At 59.8% G+C, this 24,225-nt stretch carries 38 protein-coding genes; 35 read left to right on the plus strand and 3 right to left on the minus strand.

All coding sequences use genetic code 11. The features are described 5' to 3' along the window. From BJ928_RS29740 to BJ928_RS29885, 30 genes are all read left to right on the plus strand, one after another. A partial coding sequence (locus BJ928_RS29740; protein WP_245432606.1) for an EF-Tu/IF-2/RF-3 family GTPase occupies positions 1-561 on the plus strand: 561 nt, incomplete at its 5' end. A 313-nt stretch (positions 562-874) separates the two neighbouring features. After that, complete coding sequence (gene rpsJ, locus BJ928_RS29745; protein WP_003547547.1) at positions 875-1,183, plus strand: 30S ribosomal protein S10; 309 nt, start codon at positions 875-877, stop codon at positions 1,181-1,183. Positions 1,184-1,222: 39 nt separating this feature from the next. Beyond that, positions 1,223-1,864 carry a 50S ribosomal protein L3 gene (rplC, locus tag BJ928_RS29750; RefSeq protein WP_028753974.1) on the plus strand — a complete coding sequence of 214 codons (642 nt, stop codon included), beginning with the start codon at positions 1,223-1,225 and terminating at the stop codon, positions 1,862-1,864. A 13-nt stretch (positions 1,865-1,877) separates the two neighbouring features. Beyond that, the gene (rplD, locus tag BJ928_RS29755; RefSeq protein ID WP_047634802.1) at positions 1,878-2,498 is read left to right on the plus strand and encodes a 50S ribosomal protein L4; all 621 of its coding nucleotides are present in this window, start codon (positions 1,878-1,880) and stop codon (positions 2,496-2,498) included. After that, positions 2,495-2,788: a 50S ribosomal protein L23 gene (locus BJ928_RS29760; protein ID WP_047634801.1), complete on the plus strand. Its 294-nt coding sequence runs from the start codon at positions 2,495-2,497 to the stop codon at positions 2,786-2,788. The genes rplD and BJ928_RS29760 overlap by 4 nt, the downstream gene beginning before the upstream one ends. Before the next feature lie 11 nt (positions 2,789-2,799). After that, on the plus strand, positions 2,800-3,636 hold the full coding sequence (gene rplB / locus BJ928_RS29765; protein WP_047634800.1) for a 50S ribosomal protein L2: 837 nt from the start codon (positions 2,800-2,802) through the stop codon (positions 3,634-3,636). A 15-nt stretch (positions 3,637-3,651) separates the two neighbouring features. Then, on the plus strand, positions 3,652-3,930 hold the full coding sequence (gene rpsS / locus BJ928_RS29770; protein ID WP_004118389.1) for a 30S ribosomal protein S19: 279 nt from the start codon (positions 3,652-3,654) through the stop codon (positions 3,928-3,930). Between the two features lie 2 nt (positions 3,931-3,932). Further along, positions 3,933-4,322 carry a 50S ribosomal protein L22 gene (gene rplV / locus BJ928_RS29775; protein WP_047634798.1) on the plus strand — a complete coding sequence of 130 codons (390 nt, stop codon included), beginning with the start codon at positions 3,933-3,935 and terminating at the stop codon, positions 4,320-4,322. Next, complete coding sequence (rpsC, locus tag BJ928_RS29780; protein ID WP_004118393.1) at positions 4,322-5,047, plus strand: 30S ribosomal protein S3; 726 nt, start codon at positions 4,322-4,324, stop codon at positions 5,045-5,047. Before rplV ends, rpsC begins: the two co-directional genes overlap by 1 nt. Positions 5,048-5,083: 36 nt before the next feature. Further along, complete coding sequence (gene rplP / locus BJ928_RS29785; RefSeq protein WP_004118395.1) at positions 5,084-5,497, plus strand: 50S ribosomal protein L16; 414 nt, start codon at positions 5,084-5,086, stop codon at positions 5,495-5,497. 11 nt (positions 5,498-5,508) lie between these two features. Next, positions 5,509-5,709 carry a 50S ribosomal protein L29 gene (gene rpmC / locus BJ928_RS29790; RefSeq protein ID WP_007690763.1) on the plus strand — a complete coding sequence of 67 codons (201 nt, stop codon included), beginning with the start codon at positions 5,509-5,511 and terminating at the stop codon, positions 5,707-5,709. 12 nt (positions 5,710-5,721) lie between these two features. After that, a complete protein-coding gene (gene rpsQ / locus BJ928_RS29795; protein ID WP_015339604.1) occupies positions 5,722-5,961 on the plus strand; it encodes a 30S ribosomal protein S17 in 240 nt (79 codons plus the stop codon). A gap of 225 nt (positions 5,962-6,186) precedes the next feature. Next, entirely contained in the window at positions 6,187-6,555 is a 369-nt protein-coding gene (gene rplN, locus BJ928_RS29800; protein WP_003573790.1) for a 50S ribosomal protein L14, read from the plus strand. A gap of 11 nt (positions 6,556-6,566) precedes the next feature. After that, positions 6,567-6,875 (plus strand): 50S ribosomal protein L24, encoded by a 309-nt coding sequence (rplX, locus tag BJ928_RS29805; RefSeq protein ID WP_047634796.1) that lies wholly within the window; start codon positions 6,567-6,569, stop codon positions 6,873-6,875. Further along, positions 6,868-7,425 (plus strand): 50S ribosomal protein L5, encoded by a 558-nt coding sequence (rplE, locus tag BJ928_RS29810; protein ID WP_047634795.1) that lies wholly within the window; start codon positions 6,868-6,870, stop codon positions 7,423-7,425. Before rplX ends, rplE begins: the two co-directional genes overlap by 8 nt. Before the next feature lie 33 nt (positions 7,426-7,458). Next, the gene (gene rpsN / locus BJ928_RS29815) at positions 7,459-7,764 is read left to right on the plus strand and encodes a 30S ribosomal protein S14 (protein ID WP_004118406.1); all 306 of its coding nucleotides are present in this window, start codon (positions 7,459-7,461) and stop codon (positions 7,762-7,764) included. Positions 7,765-7,776: 12 nt separating this feature from the next. Further along, a complete protein-coding gene (gene rpsH, locus BJ928_RS29820) occupies positions 7,777-8,175 on the plus strand; it encodes a 30S ribosomal protein S8 (RefSeq protein WP_015339607.1) in 399 nt (132 codons plus the stop codon). A 43-nt stretch (positions 8,176-8,218) separates the two neighbouring features. Beyond that, complete coding sequence (gene rplF / locus BJ928_RS29825) at positions 8,219-8,752, plus strand: 50S ribosomal protein L6 (RefSeq protein ID WP_047634794.1); 534 nt, start codon at positions 8,219-8,221, stop codon at positions 8,750-8,752. Positions 8,753-8,764: 12 nt separating this feature from the next. Continuing rightward, complete coding sequence (gene rplR / locus BJ928_RS29830; RefSeq protein WP_004118412.1) at positions 8,765-9,127, plus strand: 50S ribosomal protein L18; 363 nt, start codon at positions 8,765-8,767, stop codon at positions 9,125-9,127. A 131-nt stretch (positions 9,128-9,258) separates the two neighbouring features. Continuing rightward, positions 9,259-9,828 (plus strand): 30S ribosomal protein S5, encoded by a 570-nt coding sequence (gene rpsE / locus BJ928_RS29835; protein ID WP_004118414.1) that lies wholly within the window; start codon positions 9,259-9,261, stop codon positions 9,826-9,828. A 13-nt stretch (positions 9,829-9,841) separates the two neighbouring features. Further along, a complete protein-coding gene (gene rpmD, locus BJ928_RS29840; protein ID WP_007690786.1) occupies positions 9,842-10,054 on the plus strand; it encodes a 50S ribosomal protein L30 in 213 nt (70 codons plus the stop codon). Positions 10,055-10,071: 17 nt separating this feature from the next. Continuing rightward, a complete protein-coding gene (gene rplO / locus BJ928_RS29845) occupies positions 10,072-10,545 on the plus strand; it encodes a 50S ribosomal protein L15 (RefSeq protein WP_047634793.1) in 474 nt (157 codons plus the stop codon). Between the two features lie 226 nt (positions 10,546-10,771). Beyond that, positions 10,772-12,112, plus strand: coding sequence for a preprotein translocase subunit SecY (gene secY / locus BJ928_RS29850; RefSeq protein ID WP_047634791.1), 1,341 nt, complete (start codon positions 10,772-10,774; stop codon positions 12,110-12,112). Continuing rightward, the gene (locus tag BJ928_RS29855; RefSeq protein ID WP_047634790.1) at positions 12,109-12,759 is read left to right on the plus strand and encodes an adenylate kinase; all 651 of its coding nucleotides are present in this window, start codon (positions 12,109-12,111) and stop codon (positions 12,757-12,759) included. The genes secY and BJ928_RS29855 overlap by 4 nt, the downstream gene beginning before the upstream one ends. 216 nt (positions 12,760-12,975) lie before the next feature. Next, complete coding sequence (gene rpsM, locus BJ928_RS29860; protein ID WP_004118424.1) at positions 12,976-13,344, plus strand: 30S ribosomal protein S13; 369 nt, start codon at positions 12,976-12,978, stop codon at positions 13,342-13,344. 131 nt (positions 13,345-13,475) lie between these two features. Continuing rightward, the gene (gene rpsK, locus BJ928_RS29865) at positions 13,476-13,865 is read left to right on the plus strand and encodes a 30S ribosomal protein S11 (RefSeq protein ID WP_004118426.1); all 390 of its coding nucleotides are present in this window, start codon (positions 13,476-13,478) and stop codon (positions 13,863-13,865) included. Between the two features lie 103 nt (positions 13,866-13,968). Beyond that, positions 13,969-14,979 carry a DNA-directed RNA polymerase subunit alpha gene (locus BJ928_RS29870; protein WP_047634789.1) on the plus strand — a complete coding sequence of 337 codons (1,011 nt, stop codon included), beginning with the start codon at positions 13,969-13,971 and terminating at the stop codon, positions 14,977-14,979. A gap of 144 nt (positions 14,980-15,123) precedes the next feature. After that, positions 15,124-15,546 (plus strand): 50S ribosomal protein L17, encoded by a 423-nt coding sequence (rplQ, locus tag BJ928_RS29875; protein WP_047634788.1) that lies wholly within the window; start codon positions 15,124-15,126, stop codon positions 15,544-15,546. 169 nt (positions 15,547-15,715) lie between these two features. Beyond that, entirely contained in the window at positions 15,716-16,084 is a 369-nt protein-coding gene (locus tag BJ928_RS29880) for a DUF2809 domain-containing protein (RefSeq protein WP_047634819.1), read from the plus strand. 172 nt (positions 16,085-16,256) lie between these two features. Next, complete coding sequence (locus tag BJ928_RS29885) at positions 16,257-17,474, plus strand: phosphotransferase (RefSeq protein WP_047634787.1); 1,218 nt, start codon at positions 16,257-16,259, stop codon at positions 17,472-17,474. Between the two features lie 14 nt (positions 17,475-17,488). On the opposite strand, the gene BJ928_RS29890 is transcribed toward BJ928_RS29885, so the two are convergent. Beyond that, positions 17,489-17,998: a DinB family protein gene (locus tag BJ928_RS29890; protein WP_348628263.1), complete on the minus strand. Its 510-nt coding sequence runs from the start codon at positions 17,996-17,998 to the stop codon at positions 17,489-17,491. Positions 17,999-18,075: 77 nt separating this feature from the next. Between BJ928_RS29890 and BJ928_RS29895 the strand changes: the two genes are divergently transcribed. From BJ928_RS29895 to BJ928_RS29915, 5 genes are all read left to right on the plus strand, one after another. After that, complete coding sequence (locus tag BJ928_RS29895; RefSeq protein WP_052227866.1) at positions 18,076-18,702, plus strand: TetR/AcrR family transcriptional regulator; 627 nt, start codon at positions 18,076-18,078, stop codon at positions 18,700-18,702. Positions 18,703-18,858: 156 nt separating this feature from the next. Then, entirely contained in the window at positions 18,859-19,329 is a 471-nt protein-coding gene (locus BJ928_RS29900; RefSeq protein WP_047634783.1) for a MarR family transcriptional regulator, read from the plus strand. After that, a complete protein-coding gene (locus BJ928_RS29905; protein ID WP_047634781.1) occupies positions 19,326-21,398 on the plus strand; it encodes an FUSC family protein in 2,073 nt (690 codons plus the stop codon). The genes BJ928_RS29900 and BJ928_RS29905 overlap by 4 nt, the downstream gene beginning before the upstream one ends. A 4-nt stretch (positions 21,399-21,402) precedes the next feature. Then, on the plus strand, positions 21,403-21,612 hold the full coding sequence (locus tag BJ928_RS29910; RefSeq protein ID WP_047634780.1) for a DUF1656 domain-containing protein: 210 nt from the start codon (positions 21,403-21,405) through the stop codon (positions 21,610-21,612). Next, positions 21,609-22,499: an HlyD family secretion protein gene (locus BJ928_RS29915; RefSeq protein WP_047634778.1), complete on the plus strand. Its 891-nt coding sequence runs from the start codon at positions 21,609-21,611 to the stop codon at positions 22,497-22,499. The genes BJ928_RS29910 and BJ928_RS29915 overlap by 4 nt, the downstream gene beginning before the upstream one ends. Before the next feature lie 30 nt (positions 22,500-22,529). Here the strand turns inward: BJ928_RS29915 and msrQ are convergent, their stop codons facing one another. Both msrQ and msrP read right to left on the minus strand, forming a co-directional pair. Then, entirely contained in the window at positions 22,530-23,183 is a 654-nt protein-coding gene (gene msrQ, locus BJ928_RS29920) for a protein-methionine-sulfoxide reductase heme-binding subunit MsrQ (protein WP_047634777.1), read from the minus strand. Then, a complete protein-coding gene (gene msrP / locus BJ928_RS29925) occupies positions 23,183-24,133 on the minus strand; it encodes a protein-methionine-sulfoxide reductase catalytic subunit MsrP (RefSeq protein ID WP_047634776.1) in 951 nt (316 codons plus the stop codon). Before msrP ends, msrQ begins: the two co-directional genes overlap by 1 nt. Between the last annotated feature and the right edge of the window lie 92 nt (positions 24,134-24,225).

Raw genomic sequence — 24,225 nt, forward strand, 5'->3', positions numbered from 1 at the left:
CAGCCGTTCCTGATGCCGATCGAAGACGTGTTCTCGATCTCCGGCCGTGGTACGGTTGTGACGGGCCGCGTCGAGCGTGGTATCGTCAAGGTTGGCGAAGAAGTCGAAATCGTCGGCATTCGTCCGACGTCGAAGACGACGGTTACCGGCGTTGAAATGTTCCGCAAGCTGCTCGATCAGGGCCAGGCAGGCGACAACATCGGCGCGCTGATCCGCGGTGTTAACCGTGACGGCGTCGAGCGTGGTCAGATCCTGTGCAAGCCGGGTTCTGTGAAGCCGCACAAGAAGTTCATGGCTGAAGCCTACATTCTGACGAAGGAAGAAGGCGGCCGTCATACGCCGTTCTTCACGAACTACCGTCCGCAGTTCTACTTCCGTACGACTGACGTGACCGGCATCGTGACGCTTCCGGAAGGCACGGAAATGGTTATGCCTGGCGACAACGTCACCGTTGCCGTCGAGCTGATCGTTCCGATCGCGATGGAAGAAAAGCTTCGCTTCGCTATCCGCGAAGGCGGCCGTACCGTCGGCGCAGGCATCGTTGCCTCCATCGTCGAGTAATTCGAAGCCGGCCACTCCCTCCGAGTGGCCGATTCGATGACATTATTATGATGCAGGCGGCTTTAGCCGCTTGCTTATGACATGGAAATGTTGCAAATGGCGCGCGAGCGCGATTTGCGTGCTGCTTCGGATAACGAAGCGGTCGAAGAGATTAACAATTAAGGTGGGCCGAAAGGTCTGAAGAAGTGGATGGGGATGCCGTCGCCGGCGTCCCTCTCGATCTTTGAAACCGGTGGTCCGCCTTAGGAAAACGAACAATCCGTGCCCTTTTTTAAGCGGCGCGCGAGATAACAAAACACAAGGATAACGTCGAATGAACGGCCAAAATATCCGCATTCGCCTGAAGGCGTTCGATCACCGGATTCTCGATGCTTCCACGCGCGAGATCGTGTCGACGGCGAAGCGCACCGGTGCTAGCGTCCGGGGCCCCGTTCCGCTTCCGACCCGCATCGAGAAGTTTACGGTAAACCGGTCCCCGCACATCGACAAGAAGAGCCGCGAGCAGTTCGAGATGCGCACGCATAAGCGCCTCCTCGACATCGTTGACCCGACTCCGCAGACGGTAGACGCGCTGATGAAGCTCGATCTCGCCGCCGGTGTCGATGTTGAGATCAAGCTCTGAGACCTCTGGTCCTCGAGCTGAGTGAGAAGGATTGAACCGATGCGTTCAGGTGTGATTGCACAGAAGGTGGGAATGACCCGCGTCTATAACGACGCCGGCGAGCATGTCCCGGTAACCGTATTGCGTTTGGATGGCTGCCAGGTCGTAGCCCAGCGCACAGTTGAAAAGAATGGCTACACCGCAGTTCAGCTGGGTGCCGGCCAGGCTAAAGTTAAGAACACGACGAAGGCCCTGCGCGGTCATTTCGCCGTCGCAAGCGTTGAGCCGAAGGCCAAGCTCGTTGAATTCCGCGTTACGGACGACAACCTGCTGGAAGTTGGCACCGAGCTGAAGGCTGCTCACTTCACGGCGGGCCAGCTCGTCGACGTGACCGGTACGACGATCGGTAAGGGCTTTGCCGGCGCCATCAAGCGTCACGGCTTCGGCGGTCTGCGCGCCACGCACGGTGTGTCGGTTTCGCACCGCTCGCACGGTTCGACCGGCTCGCGCCAGGACCCGGGCAAGGTGTTCAAGAACAAGAAGATGGCTGGTCACATGGGCCAGACGCGCGTGACGACGCAGAACCTTGAAGTGGTTTCGACCGATGAAGATCGCGGTCTGATCCTGGTCAAGGGTGCGGTTCCCGGCTCCAAGGGTGCCTGGATCATCGTGCGCGACGCCGTCAAGTCGGCAGCGAAGTAAGGGAGCCAAACCAATGGAATTGAACGTCAAGACCCTTGAGGGCAAAGACGCTGGGAAGGTTTCCCTTTCTGACGCGATTTTCGGCCTCGAGCCGCGTGAAGACATTCTTGCCCGCGTCATTCGCTGGCAGCTTGCCAAGAAGCAGCAGGGCACGCATCAGGCAAAGGGCCGCGCGGATGTCGCGCGCACCGGCGCCAAGATGTACAAGCAGAAGGGTACGGGCCGCGCTCGTCACCATTCGGCTCGCGCTCCGCAGTTCCGCGGCGGTGGTAAGGCTCACGGCCCAGTCGCTCGCAGCCACGAGCACGATCTGCCGAAGAAGGTTCGCGCCCTCGGCCTGCGTCACGCTCTCTCTGCCAAGTTCAAGGCTGAAGATGTGATTGTCATCGACAATCTCGTCGCAACCGAAGCCAAGACCAAGGCACTCGCTGGTGCTTTCGAAACGCTCGGCCTGACGAACGCTCTGTTCATCGGCGGTGCTGAACTCGACAGCAACTTCAAGCTCGCAGCCCAGAACATCCCGAACATCGATGTTCTGCCGGTTCAGGGCATCAACGTTTATGACATCCTGCGCCGCGGCAAGCTCGTGCTGTCCAAGGCTGCAGTTGAAGCTCTAGAGGAGCGTTTCAAGTGACGGATCTTCGCCATTATGATGTGATCGTTTCTCCTGCGATCACCGAAAAGTCCACGCTGCTTTCGGACAATAACCAGGTTGTTTTCAACGTTGCCAAGAACGCGACGAAGCCGGAAATCAAGGCTGCCGTCGAAGCGCTCTTCGGCGTCAAGGTGACGGCCGTTAACACTCTGCTGCGCCTCGGCAAGACCAAGCGGTTCAAGGGTCTCGTCGGCAAGCAGAAGGACGTGAAGAAGGCTGTTGTGACGCTCGCCGAAGGCCAGTCGATCGACGTCTCCACCGGTCTCTGAGGAATAAGAAAATGGCATTGAAAACATTCAATCCGACGACCCCGAGCCAGCGTCAGCTGGTCATCGTCGATCGCTCCTCGCTCTACAAGGGCAAGCCGGTCAAGACGCTGACGGAAGGCCTGACCTCCAAGGGTGGCCGTAACAACACCGGCCGCATCACCGTTCGCTTTCAGGGCGGCGGTCACAAGCGCAGCTATCGTCTGGTCGACTTCAAGCGTCGCAAGTTCGACGTTGAAGCATCGGTCGAGCGTATCGAATACGATCCGAACCGTACCGCTTACATCGCTCTGGTGAAGTACACGGACGGCGAACTGGCCTACATCCTCGCTCCGCAGCGTCTTGCTGCCGGCGACAAGGTCATTGCTTCGGAAAAGGCAGTGGACGTGAAGCCGGGCAACACCATGCCGCTTCAGTTCATCCCGGTCGGCTCCATCATCCACAATGTGGAAATGAAGCCGGGCAAGGGCGGCCAGATCGCTCGCTCCGCCGGTTCCTACGCGCAGCTCGTCGGTCGTGACCAGGGCATGGCGATCCTTCGCCTCAACTCCGGCGAACAGCGCCTCGTGCATGGCACCTGCCTTGCAACGATCGGTGCGGTTTCGAACCCGGATCATGCTAACATCAACGACGGTAAGGCCGGTCGTTCGCGTTGGCGTGGCAAGAAGCCGCATAACCGCGGCGTCGTCATGAACCCGGTTGACCATCCGCACGGCGGTGGTGAAGGCCGCACCTCTGGTGGTCGCCATCCGGTGACCCCGTGGGGCAAGCCGACCAAGGGCAAGCGTACGCGGTCGAACAAGTCGACCGACAAGATGATTATGCGCTCGCGCCATCAGCGCAAGAAGTAAGAGAGGAAGTCTCAAGTGGCTCGTTCAGTATGGAAAGGTCCGTTTGTTGACGGCTATCTTCTCAAGAAGGCTGAGAAGGTGCGCGAAGGCGGACGTAGCGAAGTAATCAAGATGTGGAGCCGTCGCTCCACCATCATGCCGCAGTTCGTCGGTCTCACCTTCGGCGTCTACAACGGCAGCAAGCACATTCCGGTCAGCGTCAATGAAGACATGGTCGGACACAAGTTCGGCGAGTTCGCCCCGACCCGTACCTATTATGGTCACGGTGCGGACAAGAAGGCGAAGAGGAAGTAACAATGGGCAAGGCAAAAACCGAACGCCGGCTGAAGGACAATGAGGCGCAGGCAGTTGCGCGCACGCTCCGTGTCAGCCCGCAGAAGCTCAACCTGGTCGCGGCTCAGATCCGTGGCAAGAAGGTTGACCGCGCGCTCGCAGAGCTGGAATTCTCGCGCAAGCGTATCGCTGGCGCTGTGAAGAAGACGCTCGAATCTGCGATCGCCAATGCAGAAAACAACCACGATCTCGACGTTGACTCGCTGGTCGTAGCGGAAGCTTACGTGGGCAAGTCGATCGTCATGAAGCGTTTCCACGCTCGTGGCCGCGGCCGTGCGTCTCGCATCGAGCGTCCGTTCGCGCACCTGACGATCGTCGTTCGTGAAGTGGAAGCTCAAGGGGAGGCCGCATAATGGGTCAGAAAATCAATCCGATCGGCTTTCGTCTTGGCATCAACCGTACCTGGGATAGCCGCTGGTTTGCGGACAATGCCGAGTATGGCCAGCTCCTCCACGAAGACCTGAAGATGCGCAAGTTCGTCATGAACGAACTGAAGCAGGCTGGTATCTCCAAGGTGGTCATCGAGCGTCCGCACAAGAAGTGCCGCGTCACGATCCACTCGGCTCGTCCGGGCCTGATCATCGGCAAGAAGGGCGCTGACATCGACAAGCTCCGCAAGAAGCTGTCGGACATGACGAATTCCGAAACGCACCTCAACATCGTTGAAGTTCGCAAGCCGGAAATCGACGCGACGCTGGTTGCCCAGTCGATCGCTCAGCAGCTGGAACGCCGTGTTGCTTTCCGTCGCGCCATGAAGCGCGCCGTTCAGTCCGCGATGCGTCTTGGCGCCGAAGGCATCAAGATCACCTGCGCCGGCCGTCTCGGCGGTGCTGAAATCGCTCGTACGGAATGGTACCGCGAAGGCCGCGTGCCGCTGCATACGCTGCGCGCCGACATCGACTACGGTACGGCTGAAGCAGAAACCGCTTTCGGTATCTGCGGCATCAAGGTCTGGATCTTCAAGGGCGAAATCCTTGAGCACGATCCGATGGCCTCCGAACGCCGCGCGCTCGAAGGCGACGCCCAGGGTCCGGCTAGCCGCGATCGCGATAGAGACCGCCGCCGCGACAACGCCTGATAGCGTACGTGGCAGATAAGTTCGGAGAATAAGAAAATGTTGCAGCCAAAGCGTACGAAGTACCGCAAGCAATTCAAGGGCCGCATCAAGGGCGTTGCCAAGGGTGGTTCTGATCTGGCGTTCGGCGAATTCGGCCTGAAGTCGCAAGAGCCCAACCGCGTCAACGCTCGTGAGATCGAAGCGGCTCGCCGCGCGATCACGCGCTATATGAAGCGCGCCGGCCGTGTATGGATCCGCGTGTTCCCGGATGTTCCGGTAACCGCAAAGCCGACCGAAGTCCGTATGGGTAAAGGTAAGGGCTCTGTCGAATACTGGGCATGCAAGGTCAAGCCCGGCCGTATGATGTTCGAGATCGACGGTGTGAGCGAAGAAATCGCTCGTGAGGCTCTGCGCCTCGGCGCTGCCAAGCTCTCGGTCAAGACGCGCTTCGTACAGCGCATTGCAGAGTAAGGAAGAAGCTCATGAAAGCCGCAGATGTTCGCGCCCTGAGCGCCGACCAACTCAAGGACGAGCTTGCCAAGCTGAAGAAGGAGCAGTTCAACCTGCGCTTTCAGAAGGCGACCGGCCAGCTCGAGAAGTCCTCGCGCATCAACGAAGTCCGTAAGGACATCGCTCGCGTAAAAACCATTGCCCGCCAGAAGGCGGCAGAAGCAAAGGCCTAAAGGAAAAATAACATGCCGAAGCGCATTCTGCAGGGCGTCGTGGTCAGCGACAAGAACGAGAAGACGGTAGTTGTCCGCGTTGAGCGTCGTTTCGCTCACCCGCTGCTCCAGAAGACCGTTCGTCGTTCCAAGAAGTACAAGGCTCACGACGAAAACAATCAGTACAAGACCGGCGACGTCGTTTCCATCGAGGAATGCGCGCCGATCTCCAAGGATAAGACCTGGACGGTCATTTCCGCCCAGTCCAAGTAACAGAATTTCGCTCAGGCCCTTGCGTCTGGGCGAAATATCTGTATGAAGCACGAGCTTGGAAGCAGGACGCTCGAGAACGGGCGTTCTTTTGCTTTATTGATGGCCGGCAGAGACGATCCTTGGGGTCCCGACGCCAGGCATAATCAGACAAGACACTAGTCCATAAGCCGGGGTAGGGGGTCGATTGGCCCAACCATTCCGGTAACAACAAGAAGGCGACCTGACATGATTCAGATGCAAACAAACCTCGACGTGGCGGATAATTCCGGCGCACGTCGTGTCATGTGCATCAAGGTGCTGGGCGGCTCGAAGCGCAAGTATGCTTCTATCGGCGACGTTATCGTCGTTTCGATCAAGGAAGCTATCCCGCGCGGCCGTGTGAAGAAGGGTGACGTGATGAAGGCGGTTGTCGTTCGCACCGCCAAGGACATCCGTCGTCCGGATGGCAGCGTCATCCGCTTCGATACCAACGCAGCAGTCCTCATCGACAACAAGAAAGAGCCGATCGGCACCCGTATCTTCGGACCGGTTCCGCGCGAACTTCGCGCCAAGAACCACATGAAGATCATCTCGCTGGCTCCAGAAGTACTGTAAGGAGCGGAGCGATGCAGAAGATCCGTAAAGGCGACAAGGTTGTCGTATTGACCGGTAAGGACAAGGGCCGTACCGGCGAAGTCATTCAAGTGCTGCCGAAGGAAGACCGTGCGGTCGTTCGTGGCGTCAACGTCATCAAGCGCCATCAGCGCCAGACGCAGACCCAGGAAGCCGGCATCATCAGCAAGGAAGCCTCGCTTCACCTGTCCAACCTGGCAGTCGTCGACAAGGACGGTAAGCCGACCCGCGTCGGTTTCAAGGTTGTGGATGGCAAGAAGGTCCGCGTGGCGAAGACCTCTGGAGAAGTGATCGATGGCTGAGGTAAAGTACGAGCCGCGGCTCAAGAAGGAATACGTTGCTCGCATCCGTGCAGCCATGCAGGAGAAGTTCTCCTACGCTAACGAGATGCAGATCCCGAAGCTGGACAAGATCGTGATCAACATGGGCGTTGGCGAAGCGACGGCTGATTCGAAGAAGCCGACCGTTGCTGCTGCCGACCTGGCGGCCATCGCTGGCCAGAAGCCGGTCATCACCCGCGCACGCAACTCCATCGCTGGCTTCAAGGTCCGCGAAAATATGCCGATCGGCGCGAAGGTCACCCTGCGCGGCGCCCGCATGTACGAGTTCCTGGATCGCCTGGTCAACATCGCGCTTCCGCGCGTTCGCGACTTCCGCGGCCTGAACCCGAAAAGCTTTGACGGTCGTGGCAATTTCGCCATGGGCATCAAGGAGCACATTGTGTTCCCTGAGATCAACTACGACAAGGTTGATCAGATGTGGGGCATGGACATCATCGTTTGCACGACGGCGACGACCGACGACGAAGCACGGGCTCTTCTGAAAGAGTTCAACTTCCCGTTCCGTCAATAACCGTAACGACGAGCGTAGAAAAGGAACCCTGATATGGCGAAGACAAGCGCAGTTGAAAAGAACAAGCGCCGCCGCAATACGGTTGCCAACCAGGCCGCGAAGCGGGCTGCTCTCAAGGCAATCATCATGAACCAGTCTCTCTCGATCGAAGACCGGTTCAAGGCCACCCTGAAGCTGGCATCGCTGCCGCGCGATGGATCGAAGACTCGTATTCGCAACCGTTGCGAAGTGTCGGGCCGTCCGCGCGCCTACTACCGCAAACTGCGCATGTCGCGTATCGCGCTGCGTGAACTCGGCAATCTCGGCAAGGTGCCGGGCATCGTCAAGTCCAGCTGGTAAGGAGCAGATTAGATGTCTATGACTGATCCTTTGGGCGATATGCTCACCCGCATCCGCAATGGCGCTTCGCGCCGCAAGTCGTCGGTTTCGACGCCTGCGTCCAAGCTCCGTGCACGCGTTCTCGATGTACTCCAGGCTGAAGGCTACATCCGTGGCTATTCCGTCGTCGATTTCGGCAACGGCAAGTCTGAGCTCAACATCGAACTCAAGTACTACGAAGGCGCATCGGTGATCCGCGAGATCGGCCGTGTGTCTAAGCCGGGCCGCCGGGTTTATGTCTCGGTTAAGTCCATTCCGCAGGTCGCGAACGGCCTCGGCATCACCATCCTTTCGACTCCGAAGGGTGTGATGGCCGATCACCAGGCTCGCGAACAGAATGTTGGTGGCGAGGTTCTCTGCTCGGTCTTCTAAGATCGGACAGAGATATCTCCCTCGAAACAGACAGGTTTGAAAAATGTCTCGTATCGGTAAGAAGCCCGTTCAGGTACCTGCAGGGATCACGGCCACGGTTGATGGCCAGAAAGTGACTGCCAAGGGCCCCAAGGGCGAGCTGTTTTTCGTCGCTAACGACGAAATCGGTCTCAAGCTGGAAAACAATGCAATCGTCGTGACGCCGCTCAACGACTCCAAGGATGCTCGCGCAAAGTGGGGCATGTCCCGCACGATGATCGAGAACATCCTGAAGGGTGTCAAGGACGGCTACGAGCGCAAGCTCGAAATCAACGGCGTCGGCTACCGTGCCTCCATGCAGGGCAAGAACCTGCAGCTCGCGCTCGGTTTCAGCCACGACGTGGTCTATGAGCCGCCGCAGGGTATCTCGATCGCTGTGCCGAAGCCGACGGAAATCGTCGTCACTGGCATCAACAAGCAGCAGGTCGGCCAGGTTGCCGCTGAAATCCGCGAATACCGCGGCCCCGAGCCCTACAAGGGCAAGGGTGTTAAGTATGCCGAAGAGCGGATCGTCCGCAAAGAAGGCAAGAAGAAGTAAGGATCACGCGAAATGGCTAGCAGGAAAGAAGCACTTGCGCGTCGCGCCAACCGCGTGCGCCGCCAAATCAAGTCGGTGGCCAATGGCCGTCCGCGCCTGTCGGTTCATCGCTCGTCGAAGAACATCTACGCCCAGGTCATCGATGACGTGGCTGGCAAGACCCTCGCGGCTGCCTCCACCCTCGACAAGGATCTGCGCGGTTCTCTGAAGACCGGTGCCGATACCGCCGCCGCAGCCCTCGTTGGCAAGCTCGTTGCCGAGCGCGCCTCCAAGGCCGGCGTGAAGGAAGTCGTGTTCGATCGCGGCGCTTTCATCTACCACGGCCGCATCAAGGCCCTGGCTGAAGCAGCCCGCGAAGGCGGCCTGACCTTCTAATCTGATTTCCGGCCGGTGATCCCAAGGATGCCGGCCGGATGTTCACCGGACCGCAGGTTTCCCGCAAGGGAGGGCATGCGGTCTTCGTTTTGTTTGCCGATTGCACCCGGAAAAGAAAAAGGAAGAGGACAATGGCACAGGAAAAGAGGGCTCCGCGGGAAGACCGTCAGAGCCGTGAAGAGCGCGATAGCGAATTCGTCGACAAGCTGGTCGCGATCAACCGCGTCGCCAAGGTTGTTAAGGGCGGCCGTCGTTTCGGCTTTGCTGCTCTCGTCGTCGTTGGCGACCAGAAGGGTCGCGTAGGCTTCGGCCATGGCAAGGCACGCGAAGTGCCGGAAGCTATCCGCAAGGCCACCGAAAGCGCCAAGCGCGACATGATCTTCGTACCGCTGCGCGACGGCCGTACGCTGCATCACGACGTTCATGGCCGTCACGGCGCCGGTAAGGTTCTGCTGCGTTCGGCCAAGGTCGGTACCGGTATCATCGCCGGCGGCCCGATGCGCGCCGTTTTCGAAACGCTCGGCGTTCATGACGTCGTTGCCAAGTCGACCGGTTCGTCGAACCCCTACAACATGGTTCGCGCCACGTTCGACGCCCTGAAGCACCAGGTTCACCCGAAGGACATCGCAGCTCAGCGCGGCATCAAGTATGCCACCCTGCAGGCTCGCCGCGCCGCTTCGGGCAACGCCTCCGAAGAATAAGGGAGTTTGACCTATGGCCAAGACGACCAAGAAGGCTGAAGCCAAGGCGACCGTTACGGTCGAACAGATTGGCAGCCCGATCCGCCGTCCGGATGTTCAGCAGAAGACGCTGATCGGTCTCGGATTGAACAAGATGCACCGTCGCCGCACGCTGGAAGATACTCCGGCTGTTCGTGGCATGATCCGTGCTGTCCAGCATCTCGTTCGCGTTGTCGACGAGAAGTGAGCCGGGGGTAATTCGCTATGAAACTGAATGAAATCAAGGATAACGAGGGTTCGACCCACAGCCGCAAGCGCCTCGGCCGCGGCATCGGCTCCGGCTCCGGCAAGACCGGCGGCCGTGGTGTGAAGGGTCAGAAGTCCCGTTCGGGCGTTGCGATCAACGGCTTCGAAGGCGGTCAGATGCCCATCTACCGTCGTCTGCCGAAGCGCGGCTTCAACAACATCTTCGCAGCCGACTACGTTGTCGTGTCGCTGGCACGCATCCAGGCTGCCGTCGATGCCGGCAAGCTCGATGCCAAGAACACGGTTGATGCAGCCGCTCTCAAGGCAGCTGGCGTCATTCGCCGCGTCAAGGACGGCGTTCGCGTTCTCTCGGACGGCGAACTGAAGGCTAAGCTTGCTCTCGAAGTTGCAGGCGCTTCCAAGTCCGCAGTCGAGAAGATCGAAAAGGCTGGCGGCTCCGTCAAGCTGCTCGCTGCTGCAGCAGCAGAATAATATTATCAATAATCGCCCGAGGTGACTTCACTTCGGGCGATTTTGCTCCCATATGTGAGCCTCACGAATCTGATCGATGCGGCAAGTATCTTTCCGATCGATAACGGGAACCAAGGGTGAGGCGCCCGATTGCTGCGCAATCCGTCCGAAGCCCGGCTTTTGAACAATTTACATACTGATTCCGGGCTCGGCCGACTATGCCGGAATTGGTGATGCGGAGATTTGCATGGCTTCTGCAGCGGAACAATTGGCGTCCAACCTCAATTTTTCGACCTTTGCCAAAGCCGAGGATCTCAAGAAGCGCCTGTGGTTTACGCTCGGCGCTCTCCTCGTCTACCGGCTCGGCACCCACATTCCGCTTCCTGGCCTCAATCCTGCCGCTTACGCCCAGGCTTTCCAGAATCAGTCCGGCGGCATTCTTGGCCTCTTCAACATGTTCTCGGGCGGCGCTGTACAGCGCATGGCGATTTTCGCGCTCGGCATCATGCCCTACATCTCGGCCTCGATCATCGTTCAGCTGATGACCTCGGTCGTTCCCTCGCTCGAAAACCTGAAGAAGGAAGGCGAGCAGGGCCGCAAGATCATCAACCAGTACACCCGCTACGGCACGGTGCTGCTCGGCGCATTGCAGGCCTACGGCATTGCGATCGGCCTGGAGCATGGCAACGGCGTCGTCGTCGATCCCGGCTGGTTCTTCCGCATCTCGACCGTCATTACGCTGCTCGGCGGCACCATGTTCCTGATGTGGCTCGGTGAGCAGGTAACGTCTCGTGGTATCGGCAACGGTATCTCGCTGATCATCTTCGCCGGCATCGCCGCCGGTCTTCCGACCGCTCTTGCCGGCACGCTCGAACTCGGCCGCACCGGCGCTCTGTCGACGGGCCTGATTCTCGCTGTCCTCGTGGTCGCCATTCTGGTCATCGCGCTGATCGTCTTCGTCGAGCGTGCGCAGCGTCGCCTTCTGATCCAGTATCCGAAGCGCCAGGTCGGCACGCGCATGTTCCAGGGCGATACGTCACACCTGCCGCTGAAGCTCAATACCTCGGGCGTCATTCCGGCGATCTTCGCTTCCTCGCTGCTGTTGCTGCCTGCGACCGTCGCTGGTCTTGGCAATAACACCGCGCTTCCGACCTGGGTGACGTCGATCGTTGCTGCACTCGGCCACGGCCAGCCGGTCTACATGGTGCTCTACGCCGCCCTGATTGCTTTCTTCGCCTTCTTCTACACGGCGCTGGTCTTCAATCCGAAGGACACAGCCGACAATCTGAAGAAGCACGGCGGCTTCATTCCGGGTATCCGTCCTGGCGAGCGCACTGCCGAATATATCGATTACGTGCTGACCCGTATCACGGTCATCGGCGCGATCTATCTTGTCTTCGTCTGCATCCTGCCCGAAATCCTTGTGTCCCAGACCGGTATTCCGCTGTCTCTGGGTGGCACTTCCCTTCTGATCGTGGTTAGCGTAACGCTGGATACGGTGGCACAGATTCAGGGTCACCTGATTGCACAGCAATATGAAGGCCTGATCAAGAAATCGAAGTTGCGTGGAGGAAAGAGGGGGCGATGAGACTCATACTTTTAGGGCCGCCGGGAGCAGGTAAGGGGACCCAGGCCCAGCGCATCGTGGAAAAGCACGGCATTCCGCAGCTTTCCACAGGTGACATGCTGCGAGCTGCGGTGGCGGCCGAGACTGAAGTTGGCAAGCGCGCCAAAGCCGTCATGGACGCCGGCAAGCTTGTTTCCGATGAGATCGTCAACGCTATCGTCTCCGAACGCATCGACCAACCGGATTGCGCAAAGGGTTTCATTCTCGACGGTTTCCCGCGCACGCTGGTGCAGGCGGATGCCACGGAGAAGATGCTGGAGGCCAAGGGTCTCGAACTCTCCGTCGTTATCGAGCTGAAGGTTGATGATGCCGAGTTGATTCGCCGCGTTTCCGGCCGCTATTCCTGCTCGAACTGCGGCAGCGTCTATCACGATACTGACAAACTTCCGGCAACGGCAGGTGTTTGCGACAAGTGCGGCTCGACGCATTTCAAGCGCCGTCCGGACGATAATGCCGAAACCATGGCGACCCGTCTCCAGGTCTATTACAAGGAGACCTCGCCGCTGATCGGTTACTACTATGCGAAAGGCAAGTTGCAGAGCATCGACGGCATGGCCGATATCGAGCATGTGACCGACAGCATAGAGGCTATCCTGGCTAAGCTTTAGATAGCCTAAAATAAACTTGCCGGAGCGGTTGCTTTTTCGCGCTGATTCCGCTAAACACCGCGCCAACTCGCGACATGCTATGCGATCGGCGCGGATTTCCAACGGGAAGTCCGAGCACGGTCGTTTTGACATGTGGCGGACACACATCGAACAAGCAGCTCCCGGGCTGCATAACAAGACCTTTGCTCAGGCAAAAGGAATGCAAGGAGAACAGGCGTGGCTCGTATCGCTGGCGTCAACATCCCGACTGCAAAGCGCGTAGTTATTGCGCTTCGTTACATTCACGGGATCGGACCGAAGTTTGCACAGGAAATCTGCGAGAAGGTCGGTATTCCGGCCGAGCGTCGCGTCAACCAGTTGACCGATGCTGAAGTTCTGCAGATCCGCGAAACCATCGACCGTGACTATCAGGTCGAAGGTGATCTGCGTCGCGAAACCGCGATGAACATTAAGCGTCTGATGGACCTCGGTTCTTACCGTGGTCTGCGTCATCGCCGCGGCCTGCCGGTTCGCGGCCAGCGCACGCACACCAATGCCCGCACCCGCAAGGGCCCGGCAAAGGCGATTGCTGGTAAGAAGAAGTAATTTCCGGGCAACCGGATTTGGGAGGCTGGCGGTCCGCCGGCCTCTTTTGAGTTTGAAGCGGTGCTCAATGGGTGCCGTTTCGGTGGAGCCGCTGGGATTACGGCGGTGCAGAGATCCAAGAAAGGACTAACATGGCCAAGGAAGCCGTCCGCGTTCGTCGTCGCGAGCGCAAGAATATCACGTCGGGCGTTGCACACGTCAACTCGACCTTCAACAACACGATGATCACCATCACCGACGCACAGGGCAATGCGATTGCCTGGTCGTCCGCTGGTGCCAAGGGCTTCAAGGGTTCGCGTAAGTCGACCCCGTTCGCTGCCCAGATCGCTGCCGAAGACTGCGCCAAGAAGGCTCAGGAACACGGCATGAAGTCGCTGGAAGTTGAAGTTTGCGGTCCGGGCTCCGGTCGTGAATCCGCTCTGCGCGCCCTCCAGGCTGCTGGTTTCATGATCACGTCGATCCGCGACGTGACCCCGATCCCGCACAATGGTTGCCGCCCGCGCAAGAAGCGTCGCGTCTGATCATCGCCACTCACGACACCGGCCGGGGTAGATGCGCCCGGCTTGGTGTTACTCAAGCTCGGTTGCCACGATTGGATGGTGGCAACGAACGGAAGGCAAAAATATGATTCAGAAAAACTGGCAGGAACTGATCAAGCCCAACAAGGTCGAGTTCACCTCGAGCGGCCGCACCAAGGCAACGCTCGTGGCTGAACCGCTGGAGCGTGGCTTTGGTCTTACCCTCGGCAACGCGCTGCGTCGCGTTCTGCTGTCCTCTCTGCGTGGCGCCGCTGTGACGGCCGTGCAGATCGACGGCGTATTGCATGAGTTCTCCTCTATCCCGGGCGTCCGGGAAGACGTGACGGACATCGTGCTGAACATCAAGGAAATCGCCATCAAGATGGACGGCGATGACAGCAAGCGCATGGTCGTCCGCAAGCAGGGCCCAGGCGTTGTAACGGCTGGCGACATCCAGACGGTCGGCGATATCGAAATCCTCAACCCCGAGCATGTCATCTGCACGCTCGACGAGGGTGCCGAAATCCGTATGGAGTTCACCGTCAACAACGGCAAGGGCTATGTCCCGGCCGAGCGTAATCGTGCGGAAGATGCACCGATCGGCCTTATCCCGGTCGACAGCCTCTATTCGCCGGTCAAGAAGGTGTCCTACAAGGTTGAAAATACCCGTGAAGGACAGGTTCTCGACTACGACAAGCTGAGCATGTCGATCGAAACCGATGGTTCGATCAGCGGTGAAGATGCCGTCGCTTTCGCGGCTCGCATCCTCCAGGATCAGCTTGGCGTGTTCGTCAACTTCGACGAGCCGCAGAAGGAAGCCGAAGAAGAAGCAGTTACCGAACTCGCTTTCAACCCGGCGCTCCTCAAGAAGGTGGACGAACTCGAACTGTCCGTTCGTTCGGCAAACTGCCTGAAGAACGACAACATCGTCTACATCGGCGACCTCATTCAGAAGACCGAAGCAGAAATGCTCCGCACGCCGAATTTTGGTCGCAAGTCGCTGAACGAAATCAAGGAAGTTCTCGCTTCCATGGGCCTGCACCTCGGCATGGAAGTGCCGGCATGGCCGCCTGAGAACATCGAAGATCTCGCCAAGCGTTACGAAGACCAATACTAAGGCCGCAAGCGCTCCACGGAGCGCTTAAAGCTGGCCTTAGCATCTTAAACAGCGCATGCACCTTTCGCTCCGCCAGGATTCGGAGCGGGGCATGCGCCCAACAAACTGCAGGCGAGCGATGCCTGCAAGTGAAGGAGAATAGCAATGCGCCACGGTAAAGCCGGCCGCAAGCTGAATAGAACCGCTAGCCACCGTAAGGCGATGTTCGCCAACATGGCTGCTTCGCTCATCACCCATGAGCAGATCGTCACCACGCTCCCGAAGGCGAAGGAAATTCGTCCGATCGTCGAGAAGCTGGTAACTCTCGGCAAGCGCGGCGACCTGCACGCTCGTCGTCAGGCCATCTCGCAGATCCGCGATGCCGTCGTCGTTTCGAAGCTGTTCGATGCGATTGCAACGCGTTACGCCACCCGCAACGGCGGCTACCTGCGCATCATGAAGGCCGGCTTCCGCCAGGGCGACAATGCCGCTCTCGCAGTCGTCGAATTCGTTGATCGCGACGTCAATGCCAAGGGCGCAGCCGACAAGGCTCGCGTTGCTGCTGAAGAAGAAGCTGCAGCCGCTTAAGGCTTGAGCTTCGGGTATAAATTGAAAGGCCGGATGAGCGATCATCCGGCCTTTTGGCGTTTGCGGTTTGTCTGGGCTGTGCCGCCTATAAGGCCCTGCTCGTCGGCTACGGGGATAGGCATTGAAAAGGCAACCAAAGTTCAATCGCAACAGAGTCTTGCTGCTTGCAATGGTCCTCCTGACGATCGGCTGCGGCCTGGCTTTGCGGCGCTTCGGATATGCGGCCGATCTTCCTTTTGCGGTCGTCAAATATGGCGGCTCGATATTGTGGGGAGCCATGGTCTATTGGCTTTTCGCCATGATATGTGCCGATGTCAGGGGCTTGAAGGTTGCCTCTGCCGCGCTGATCCTGGCCGTCGCCGTCGAGTTCTTCAGGCTGTGGCATACGCCCGATTTGGACGCGTTTCGGCTGACCACCGCCGGAGCCCTGTTGTTGGGAAGGGTGTTCTCGCTCTGGAACATCCTGGCCTATGCAACTGGTATCGCCTCGGCGCTGGCAATTGATCGAGCCCTGTTCCGGACGAAGCGCGCGGCTTGATTCCCCCGACGCAACGGCTCGCCAGCGCATGATTCAGTTCGCCGTATTTTTGCCGTCAGGGTAGTGGAGTGAGCCTGAATACAGGGTAAAGTCGAATTCACTGTATGGAAGGTGAGGCCCTTCGCGACAGACGGGTTGCTTAGGGACAAACGAGGGGCGAGGGGGCGCAAACATGGAAAGCCAGGAAGAGACAACGGTGCCGTCGCGCACAGCACGGCTGGTGCTGGTGACATCCGATGGCACTGTGGTCGGCTCTCTGCCGCCGCTTTCCGTAGAGGTTCCCTGGTGGCAGGAGGTGGAGTCCATCGTGCGCGCCGCGCGTGAACGCCATGGCATCGACGTGACCGTCCTGCGCCTGCTGGAAGCAGCGCGTGACCGGGCACCCGGCGGCGATGTCACCTATCTCGCCGAGATTGCTGAGCCCGTGCCGGCGGAGGCTTGGGCGGGCAAGGTCGAGGCTCATCCGCTTCGCCTGGCCTATGCCGAGCCCGGGGGTCCCGCCGCCGATCTCGATTGGGCGGTGCGGGTACTTGCCGGCCATGGCCTGGCGCCGACCGCCAAGCCTATCCAGATTCGCAGCTGGAACCTCTCCAGCGTCTGGCGCATACCCATCGGCGGCCACTCGGCCTGGCTGAAAGTCGTGCCGGCGTTTCTGGCGCATGAAGGCCGCACGATCACGGCGCTGGCCGGCCACCATGTTCCGACATTGTACGGGCACGATGAACACGGGCGCGTTCTGATTGCGGAGATTCCCGGCGACGACATGTATGAGGCTGCACTGCCGCAGCTGCTCGGCATGGTGACGCTGCTTGTCGAGATACAGGCGTCCTGGATCGACCGCGTCGGAGAGCTGCGTGCGATGGGATTGCCCGATTGGCGCAGCCCGAGCTTGTGTTCGGAGATTGCCGACGTCGTGCGGCGGACAAGCGAGGAATTGTCGGAGGACGAGCGTGAAACGCTGCGGCGTTTCGTGCAAGGTCTTCCAGCGCTGTTTGCCGAAATCTATGCCTGTGGCTTACCGGACACGCTTGTCCACGGCGACTGCCATCCCGGCAATTTTCGCGGCACCGAACGTGAGATCACGCTGCTTGACTGGGGCGACAGCGGCATTGGTCACCCCTTGCTCGACCAGTCGGCCTTTCTCGATGCGGTACCGCCCGAGCACATCGAGACGATCAAGGATCACTGGAATCGCGAATGGCAGGCCCATGTGCCCGGCTCTGACCCGGCCCGCGCCGCAGAACTCCTCGCGCCGGTCGCCATGGCCAGACGCGCCGTGATCTATCAGCGCTTCCTCGACAATATCGAGCCGTCGGAGCGGATCTATCACCGCGACGATCCTGCCGGCTGGCTGCGCGACACGGCGGCGCTGTTGAAAAAGTCGGACTGAATAAAGGATTTACGCTACTCCGCCGCCGTTGCCAGTCGGCGCGAGGGTTCGCTTCGGTGGAGATGAACCGCAAGCGTATCCCAGGGCGGTGTGATGGAAAGCTGCGCCAACAGGCGGCCGATCTCGCCCCTATGGTAGCCTCCATGGGTGACGACGTGTAGGAGCATCTCCTGGCGCGTCATGCAGCCTTTGTCCCCGTCCGTAAAGATGAATGGCAGAGCCTCGGACAGACGCTCTGGAGCGAGGGTCTCAAGGTACTTCAAATACCAGTGATCCGAGGCCGTGAGCATCGCATGAAGATCAGGCAGGAGAGGCGTCTCGGGCGTATTGTCGTCCGTATAGCCATGCTCCCGTCCGGTGAGATGCGCCGCAAATATGTGGGCAACGACCAGCGAGTGGTTCATCAGCCGGACGCAAAGATGGCGCTCCTTGCCGCGCCGGTCGGGATCGAGGCGGTCGATCGCACCGAGCAATTCCTCATTCGCCCATGCCTGATAGTCGAAAAGCGTTCGCAGCAATGACACTTCGCTCAAGAGTTTGCCCTTTCGTCGGATGGGGAAATGCGAGTAATCTGCTCACATTTTCATGAAATGAGGCGCGCATGTCTACTCGCATTAGGAAGCCACGTTCCCATATGCGGAAGGAGCCGAGCCAGGCGCGTTCGCGAGCGACGGTGGATGCGATTGTCGAAGCGGGTACTCGCGTTTTGGCCGATCGTGGTTGGGGCGGCTTCACAACGAATGCCGTGGCGGCTGTTGCCGGGATCAGCATCGGTTCGCTCTATCAGTATTTTCCCGACAAGCTCTCCCTGATCGAAGCCATAAGGCGGCGCCATTTCGATGAAGTCCTGGCGATCCTGCGCCAGGCGGCGGCAACCGGTTTGCCGTTGCAGCAGGGGGTCGATGCGCTCGTTCAGGGTATGATCGACGTCCATGGCATCAATCCGGAACTACATAGGGTGCTTCTGGATGAGGTGCCGGGGCTCGAAGGCTCCAGGTCGGCCCACGATGCCTTCCTGGTGGCCTATCAAAGCCATTATAGAGATTTTGTTGCCGCGCATCGCGGCGCTCGGGCCGGTCCCTCCGACGATGTTCTTGCGCAGCTTCTATCCGGCGTGGTCGAAGGTGTAGTTCACAACGGTGCACGGAAAGGGACGCTCGATTCGCCCGAGTTAAAGCGAGAGCTGGTCAAGATGATCTGCTCTTATCTCAGCGCCGCCGATCGATAGGAGGCTGAGCGGTCGGCAGGTCATCAGTTGCGTGTGGCTTCAGCCGGTCCCGCTCAAGGCGCTCATCAATATTCGCATAGCTGCATTTCGCATTTCAGATAGCACTTCGGGTCATAATAATTTGAATCCTAATTAGTTTAGTGCTAATAGAATCCTATGAAATCGTTAAACGCCATGCAACGCATATTCACCGCCAATCTGCTCACGACCGGCCGCCAGTGGCGCCGGGTCGTCGATATCACGCTGAGTTCTCATGGCATATCCGAGGCCGTGGCGGCGCCGCTGCTCTGGATCGGTCGTCTGGGCGGCGGCGTGCGGCAGGTGGTTCTCGCCACCTATGTCGGCATCGAAGGACCCTCGCTGGTTCGACTGCTCGATCATCTCGAAAGCATGGATCTTGTCATCCGCAAGGATGATCCGACGGATCGGCGCGCGAAAGGCCTGTGGCTGACGCCGGAAGGCGAGAAGCTTGCCTCCCGCATGGAGGACGCCCTGGACGAGTTGCGCGGCAAGATCCTTGCCAATGTCGACCCGGCAGACATCGAAGCTGCGGTTCGCGTCCTGAAGGCGTTTGAGGAGTTCGAAGCATCCAAGGCCGTCGAACCAGAGCCGGAGAAGGTCCTATGAGCATTCCGTCCTGGCGCGAGTGGTTATTTTCGGTCAAGGCTTTCATTGCCGCGATCATGGCGCTGTTCATCGCGCTGTCGCTCGATCTGCCGCGACCCTATTGGGCGATGGCCGCCGTTTATGTGGTTGCCAATCCCCTTGCTGGCGCAACCAGTTCCAAGGGGCTCTATCGCGCTCTCGGTACGCTGATCGGTGCGACAGCGTCGGTGATCCTCATTCCGCTTTTCGTCAATGCGCCCGAACTGCTTTCGATCGTCGTTGCGCTCTGGACCGGCACTCTGCTGTTCATTTCGATGCTCGACCGCACCTCGCGCAGCTATGTCTTCATGCTGGCCGGCTATACGCTGCCGCTGATCGCGCTGCCGACCGTCGGCGCGCCCGAAACCATCTTCGATGTCGCGCTCGCCCGTTCGGAAGAGATTATCATCGGTATCGTCTGCGCAAGCGTGGTCAGCGCTATCGCCTTTCCGAGCAGCGTTGGCACCGTGCTCGGTCAGCGCATCGGCTCGTGGCTGGATGACGCCGGCACCTGGGCGGATGAGATCCTGCGCGGCGAGGGGGCTTCGCCCGCAACTCCCCTGAAGCGCCAGAAGCTTGCCGCTGACGTTTCCGGCCTCGATCTCGTCATCAGCCAGTTGAAATATGATGCAGGCAGCCGCGATATCGTTCGGCATTCCCGCGAGCTGCGCGGTCGCCTGTTGATGCTGCTGCCGCTCTTCTCTTCCCTTGCTGACCGCCTGCACGCCTTGAAGGCCACTGGCAAGCCGCTACCGCAGGAATTGGTTGCCGTTCTCAACGACGTGGCCGATTGGCTCGGGCAGGGTGGTCGCTGCAAGGCCGATGAGACCGCCGAAACCCTGTCGAGAAAGATCGAGGAGCTGCAGCAGAATGACCTTGACCTCGGCTGGGATGACCTCGTCCGGTCGAGCGCTCTCGCCCGTCTGAAGGAAATCGTCGACCTTTGGCAGGATTGCCTGACGCTGCGTGCCCAGATCGTTTCCGGGCAGCAGGTCGGCACTTGGCGTCCCGCCTTCCGCCATCGCAACGTCGTTGGTCACATCAGGCATTATGATTACGCCCTGCTTGCCTTTTCGGCGGGGGGTGTCGTCGTTGGAATTGTGGTCGCCTGCTTCTTCTGGATCTATTCCGGATGGGAGGATGGTGCCGGCTTCATCGCGATGGCGGCCGTTGCCTGCTCGTTTTTCGCCGCGCTCGATCGCCCCGCGCCCTTCATCACCACCATGTTCATCTGGACAGCGGTCAGCCTGGTCGTCGCCTGCGTCTATATCTTCGGTGTCTTGCCGTCGATCTCCGGCTTCGAGATGCTGGTGTTGGTCTTTGCTCCGCCCTTCCTGGTGATGGGGCTTCTGATTACCCGGCCGCAGACCAACATGCTCGGCATGCTGCTCGCGGTGAATGGCGCAAGCTTCATCGCGCTGCAGGATCGTTACTCCGCCGATTTCGCCAGCTTCACCAATAGCGCGATCGCCGCTCTGGCCGGTGTGGGATTCGCCCTGGTCTGGACCTTGCTCACCCGTCCGTTCGGCGCCGAATTGGCTGCCTGGAGATTGGTCAGGGCGGGGTGGACGGACCTTGCCGAAACCGCCGCTGGTATCCGTCGCGTCGATCATGAGCGTCTTTCCGGCCGCATCCTCGACCGCTTGGGCCAGCTCGTGCCGCGCCTTGCCGGCATCGAGGACCGCGAACTCAAGAAGGTCGACGGTTACGCCGATGTCCGCCTCGGCTTCAACGTCTTGATGTTGCAGAAGGAGCGTGGCCAGCTGAAGCCGGCCGCCGCCGCATCCGTCAGCGAAGTGCTGATCGGCGTATCGGATTTCTATCGCTCGCGGCTGAAGGCCAAGCGCGCTATCGAACCCACGGACGAGCTGCGCGTGTCAATCGACCATGGGCTTGAAGCCGTCGCACAGGAAAAACGGCACGCCGGTCGCGCGAGCCTCGATGCCCTCGTCGGACTTCGACGCGCGCTCTTCCCTCATGCCGAACCGCCGGCAAGCTGGCGGCCACCTTTGTCGGATACCACTCAACCTCTTCCCATTGCCGCCGAGTAATATCATGCCCGCAGAATTCGATCTTTATGGCGTCTATATCCCGCGCCTTCTTGTTCTCATGCTGGTGACGCTGTTTGCCGTCATCATCGTTCGACGCCTGTTGGCATGGATCGGAGTTTACACTCTGGTCTGGCACCGCGGTCTTTTCGATCTCGCGCTTTACGTCCTGCTGCTCGGCGCCGTCTCCTCTGTCTCTCGTTGGTACTTCACATGAACGCGTTAAAACTCATCGGCCGTGTGGCCGTCACTCTCATCTTCGTCGTTGCCGCCGTCTATGTCGGCCGCCAGCTCTGGGGTCACTACATGGACGAGCCCTGGACGCGCGATGCGCGCCTCAGGGCCGATGTCGTCGGCATCGCGCCTGACGTCTCGGGTCTCGTGAGCGAGGTCCTCGTCAAGGACAACCAGACCGTCAAGAAGGGCGATGTCCTCTTCCGCGTCGATCGCGACCGCTTTGCCATTGCCCTTGAACAGGCGGATGCAGCCCTTGCAAGCAGCAATGCCGCTCTCGAGCAGGCCCAGCGCGAAAGCGCGCGGCAGGCTCGCCTCGGCGATGCTGCCTCCCTGCAGCAGAAGGAGCAGGCGCTAACCACCGTCCAGCAGGATGAAGCCGCCGTTCGTCAGGCGACCGCCAATCGCGAGCTTGCCCAGTTGAACCTCGACCGCTCCGAAGTGCGCGCCACCGTCAACGGCACGATTTCGAACCTCAGCCTGCGTCCGGGCGACTACGTCTCTGCCGGCACCGCCAAGGTGGCGCTGATCGATAGCGATTCCCTACGCGTCGAGGGTTATTTCGAGGAAACCAAGCTGCCGCGCATCCACATCGGCGACGAAGTCCATATTCACCTGATGGGACAGGCCGAGAAGCTGACCGGCCATGTCGAGAGCATCGCCTACGGCATCGAGGACCGTGAGCGCACCTCCGGCAGCCTGCTTGCCAATATCACCCCGACCTTCAGCTGGGTGCGGCTGGCGCAGCGCGTGCCGGTGCGCATCGCCCTCGACAAGGTGCCCGACGGCACGAAGCTGATCGCCGGCTTGACGGCGACCGTTGAAGTGCAGGAACAGGGCAACGCGAAGATCGCCAGCGCTGCAGAGTAACTATCGCCTGAAAAGAGGAGGGCGGCCGTCTCAGGCCGCTCTGGAACTGGAGGCCGCGGCCGGCCTGCGTGCCGCCCGGCGTCTTTCCATCATGATCGGCCGATAGGATCGGTAGAGGATCATCGCGATCAGCAGGCCGATATAGATGAACTGCTCCAGCGACAGCACCTTCGTCGACAGGGCGAAGTGCAGGGCACCGCAGGCGGCGATGATATAGACGAGGCGATGCAGCCAGATCCATGTCTTGCCGAGTCGTTTGATCGAGAAATTGTTCGAAGTCACGGCGAGCGCCAGCAGCATGACGAGCCCCGCCATGCCGAACATGATGAAGGGCCGCTTCAGCACATCGTCGATGACGGCCTGCACGTCGAGCGCCTGATCGAGGACCATATAGACGGTCAGGTGCATCAGCGCGTAGTAGAAACAGAGCAGGCCGAGCGCGCGGCGATAGCGCAGATAGTTCCAGCCGAAGAGATCTCGGAGCGGCGTGACCGCAAGTGTCAGCAGCAGAAACCGGATCGCCCACAGCCCCAGGAAAAGTTCGAAGGTCTTGACCGCGTCGGCGCCGAGCTGATCCGTCGCGCCGAGATAGAATTCCCACGCGGCCGGCAGAAGCCCGACGACATAGAGCGCCCAGACGGAGGCGGGCTGCCAACGCTTGGGGAGAGCGAAGGAGAAAGCCATCAGAAATTCACCCTGAGGTCCATGCCGCTATAAAGGCTGGCAACCTGATCGGCATAGCCGTTGAAGGGCAGGGTGGGGTGGCGGTTGGAACCGAAGAAGCCGCCTTCGCCGATGCGCCGCTCGGTGGCCTGGCTCCAGCGCGGATGATCGACCGCCGGATTGACGTTGGCGTAGAAGCCGTATTCCTGGCTGTTGGTCGCCTGCCAGGTATTCACCGGCTGCTTGTCGGTGAGCGTGATGCGCACGATCGACTTGATGCCCTTGAAGCCGTACTTCCACGGCACCACGAGCCGGATCGGGGCGCCATTCTGGTTCGGCAGGGTCTCGCCATAGAGACCGACGGCCAGTAGCGTGAGGGGATTGCGGGCCTCGTCCAGGCGCAGGCCCTCGACATAGGGCCAGTCCAGCGATTGCAGCAGGCCGGACTGTCCCGGCATTTCCTCCGGCCTGACGACGGTTTCAAAGGCGACGAACTTGGCGCTGCCCTGCGGCTCCACCTTGTCGAGCAGCGCCGACAGCTGGAAACCGTCCCAGGGAATGACCATCGACCAGGCTTCGACGCAGCGCATGCGATAGACGCGCTCTTCCGGCGGAAATTCCTTGATCAGCGCATCGACATCGAAGGTGCCGGGCTTGTTGACCATGCCGTCGACCTTGATCGTCCACGGGCGCGGCTTGAACTTGCCGGAAAGGTTGGCCGGATCGGCCTTGTCGAGGCCGAATTCGTAGAAATTATTGTAGGTCGTGACGTCCTTGATCGGCGTCAGCTTCTCGTTGACCGTATAGTTGCTCTTGGTCGCCGTCAGCGCCTCGGCCATCGCCGCCTTGCCGCCGATCGTAGCCATGCTGATACCCGCTGCCGCTGCCGTCAGGAAGTCGCGCCGCTTCAGATAGACCGAGCGGGGAGTGATCTCGGAAGATGTGATTTTCGGTGGGCGGAAGGAGGTCATGCAACAATTCCTCTATGCGGTAACAGCTTCGATATCAGCCATACGCAGCGGACACAGATTTTGTTACACTCTTAGGACGGCATTTCTTTGGA

This window comes from Rhizobium sp. WW_1 (assembly GCF_003610155.1).
Taxonomy (GTDB): Bacteria; Pseudomonadota; Alphaproteobacteria; order Rhizobiales; family Rhizobiaceae; genus Rhizobium; species Rhizobium tropici_A.

Bases quoted from the DNA above. Each gene is read 5' to 3' on its own strand.
- rpmD (WP_007690786.1), top strand. From the start codon at position 9,842: ATGGCCAAGACGACCAAGAAGGCTGAAGCCAAGGCGACCGTTACGGTC.
- rpsE (WP_004118414.1), top strand. From the start codon at position 9,259: ATGGCACAGGAAAAGAGGGCTCCGCGGGAAGACCGTCAGAGCCGTGAA.
- rplR (WP_004118412.1), top strand. From the start codon at position 8,765: ATGGCTAGCAGGAAAGAAGCACTTGCGCGTCGCGCCAACCGCGTGCGC.
- rplE (WP_047634795.1), top strand. From the start codon at position 6,868: ATGGCTGAGGTAAAGTACGAGCCGCGGCTCAAGAAGGAATACGTTGCT.
- rplP (WP_004118395.1), top strand. From the start codon at position 5,084: ATGTTGCAGCCAAAGCGTACGAAGTACCGCAAGCAATTCAAGGGCCGC.
- rpsC (WP_004118393.1), top strand. From the start codon at position 4,322: ATGGGTCAGAAAATCAATCCGATCGGCTTTCGTCTTGGCATCAACCGT.
- BJ928_RS29905 (WP_047634781.1), top strand. From the start codon at position 19,326: ATGAGCATTCCGTCCTGGCGCGAGTGGTTATTTTCGGTCAAGGCTTTC.
- BJ928_RS29885 (WP_047634787.1), top strand. From the start codon at position 16,257: ATGGAAAGCCAGGAAGAGACAACGGTGCCGTCGCGCACAGCACGGCTG.
- rplQ (WP_047634788.1), top strand. From the start codon at position 15,124: ATGCGCCACGGTAAAGCCGGCCGCAAGCTGAATAGAACCGCTAGCCAC.
- rpmC (WP_007690763.1), top strand. From the start codon at position 5,509: ATGAAAGCCGCAGATGTTCGCGCCCTGAGCGCCGACCAACTCAAGGAC.
- rpsQ (WP_015339604.1), top strand. From the start codon at position 5,722: ATGCCGAAGCGCATTCTGCAGGGCGTCGTGGTCAGCGACAAGAACGAG.
- rpsH (WP_015339607.1), top strand. From the start codon at position 7,777: ATGTCTATGACTGATCCTTTGGGCGATATGCTCACCCGCATCCGCAAT.
- msrP (WP_047634776.1), bottom strand. From the start codon at position 24,133: ATGACCTCCTTCCGCCCACCGAAAATCACATCTTCCGAGATCACTCCC.
- rpsK (WP_004118426.1), top strand. From the start codon at position 13,476: ATGGCCAAGGAAGCCGTCCGCGTTCGTCGTCGCGAGCGCAAGAATATC.
- BJ928_RS29855 (WP_047634790.1), top strand. From the start codon at position 12,109: ATGAGACTCATACTTTTAGGGCCGCCGGGAGCAGGTAAGGGGACCCAG.
- rplN (WP_003573790.1), top strand. From the start codon at position 6,187: ATGATTCAGATGCAAACAAACCTCGACGTGGCGGATAATTCCGGCGCA.
- secY (WP_047634791.1), top strand. From the start codon at position 10,772: ATGGCTTCTGCAGCGGAACAATTGGCGTCCAACCTCAATTTTTCGACC.
- rplF (WP_047634794.1), top strand. From the start codon at position 8,219: ATGTCTCGTATCGGTAAGAAGCCCGTTCAGGTACCTGCAGGGATCACG.
- rpsN (WP_004118406.1), top strand. From the start codon at position 7,459: ATGGCGAAGACAAGCGCAGTTGAAAAGAACAAGCGCCGCCGCAATACG.
- rplO (WP_047634793.1), top strand. From the start codon at position 10,072: ATGAAACTGAATGAAATCAAGGATAACGAGGGTTCGACCCACAGCCGC.
- BJ928_RS29870 (WP_047634789.1), top strand. From the start codon at position 13,969: ATGATTCAGAAAAACTGGCAGGAACTGATCAAGCCCAACAAGGTCGAG.
- rplB (WP_047634800.1), top strand. From the start codon at position 2,800: ATGGCATTGAAAACATTCAATCCGACGACCCCGAGCCAGCGTCAGCTG.
- rplX (WP_047634796.1), top strand. From the start codon at position 6,567: ATGCAGAAGATCCGTAAAGGCGACAAGGTTGTCGTATTGACCGGTAAG.
- BJ928_RS29880 (WP_047634819.1), top strand. From the start codon at position 15,716: ATGGTCCTCCTGACGATCGGCTGCGGCCTGGCTTTGCGGCGCTTCGGA.
- BJ928_RS29915 (WP_047634778.1), top strand. From the start codon at position 21,609: ATGAACGCGTTAAAACTCATCGGCCGTGTGGCCGTCACTCTCATCTTC.
- msrQ (WP_047634777.1), bottom strand. From the start codon at position 23,183: ATGGCTTTCTCCTTCGCTCTCCCCAAGCGTTGGCAGCCCGCCTCCGTC.
- rpsJ (WP_003547547.1), top strand. From the start codon at position 875: ATGAACGGCCAAAATATCCGCATTCGCCTGAAGGCGTTCGATCACCGG.
- BJ928_RS29900 (WP_047634783.1), top strand. From the start codon at position 18,859: ATGAAATCGTTAAACGCCATGCAACGCATATTCACCGCCAATCTGCTC.
- BJ928_RS29895 (WP_052227866.1), top strand. From the start codon at position 18,076: ATGTCTACTCGCATTAGGAAGCCACGTTCCCATATGCGGAAGGAGCCG.
- rplD (WP_047634802.1), top strand. From the start codon at position 1,878: ATGGAATTGAACGTCAAGACCCTTGAGGGCAAAGACGCTGGGAAGGTT.
- rplC (WP_028753974.1), top strand. From the start codon at position 1,223: ATGCGTTCAGGTGTGATTGCACAGAAGGTGGGAATGACCCGCGTCTAT.
- rplV (WP_047634798.1), top strand. From the start codon at position 3,933: ATGGGCAAGGCAAAAACCGAACGCCGGCTGAAGGACAATGAGGCGCAG.
- BJ928_RS29910 (WP_047634780.1), top strand. From the start codon at position 21,403: ATGCCCGCAGAATTCGATCTTTATGGCGTCTATATCCCGCGCCTTCTT.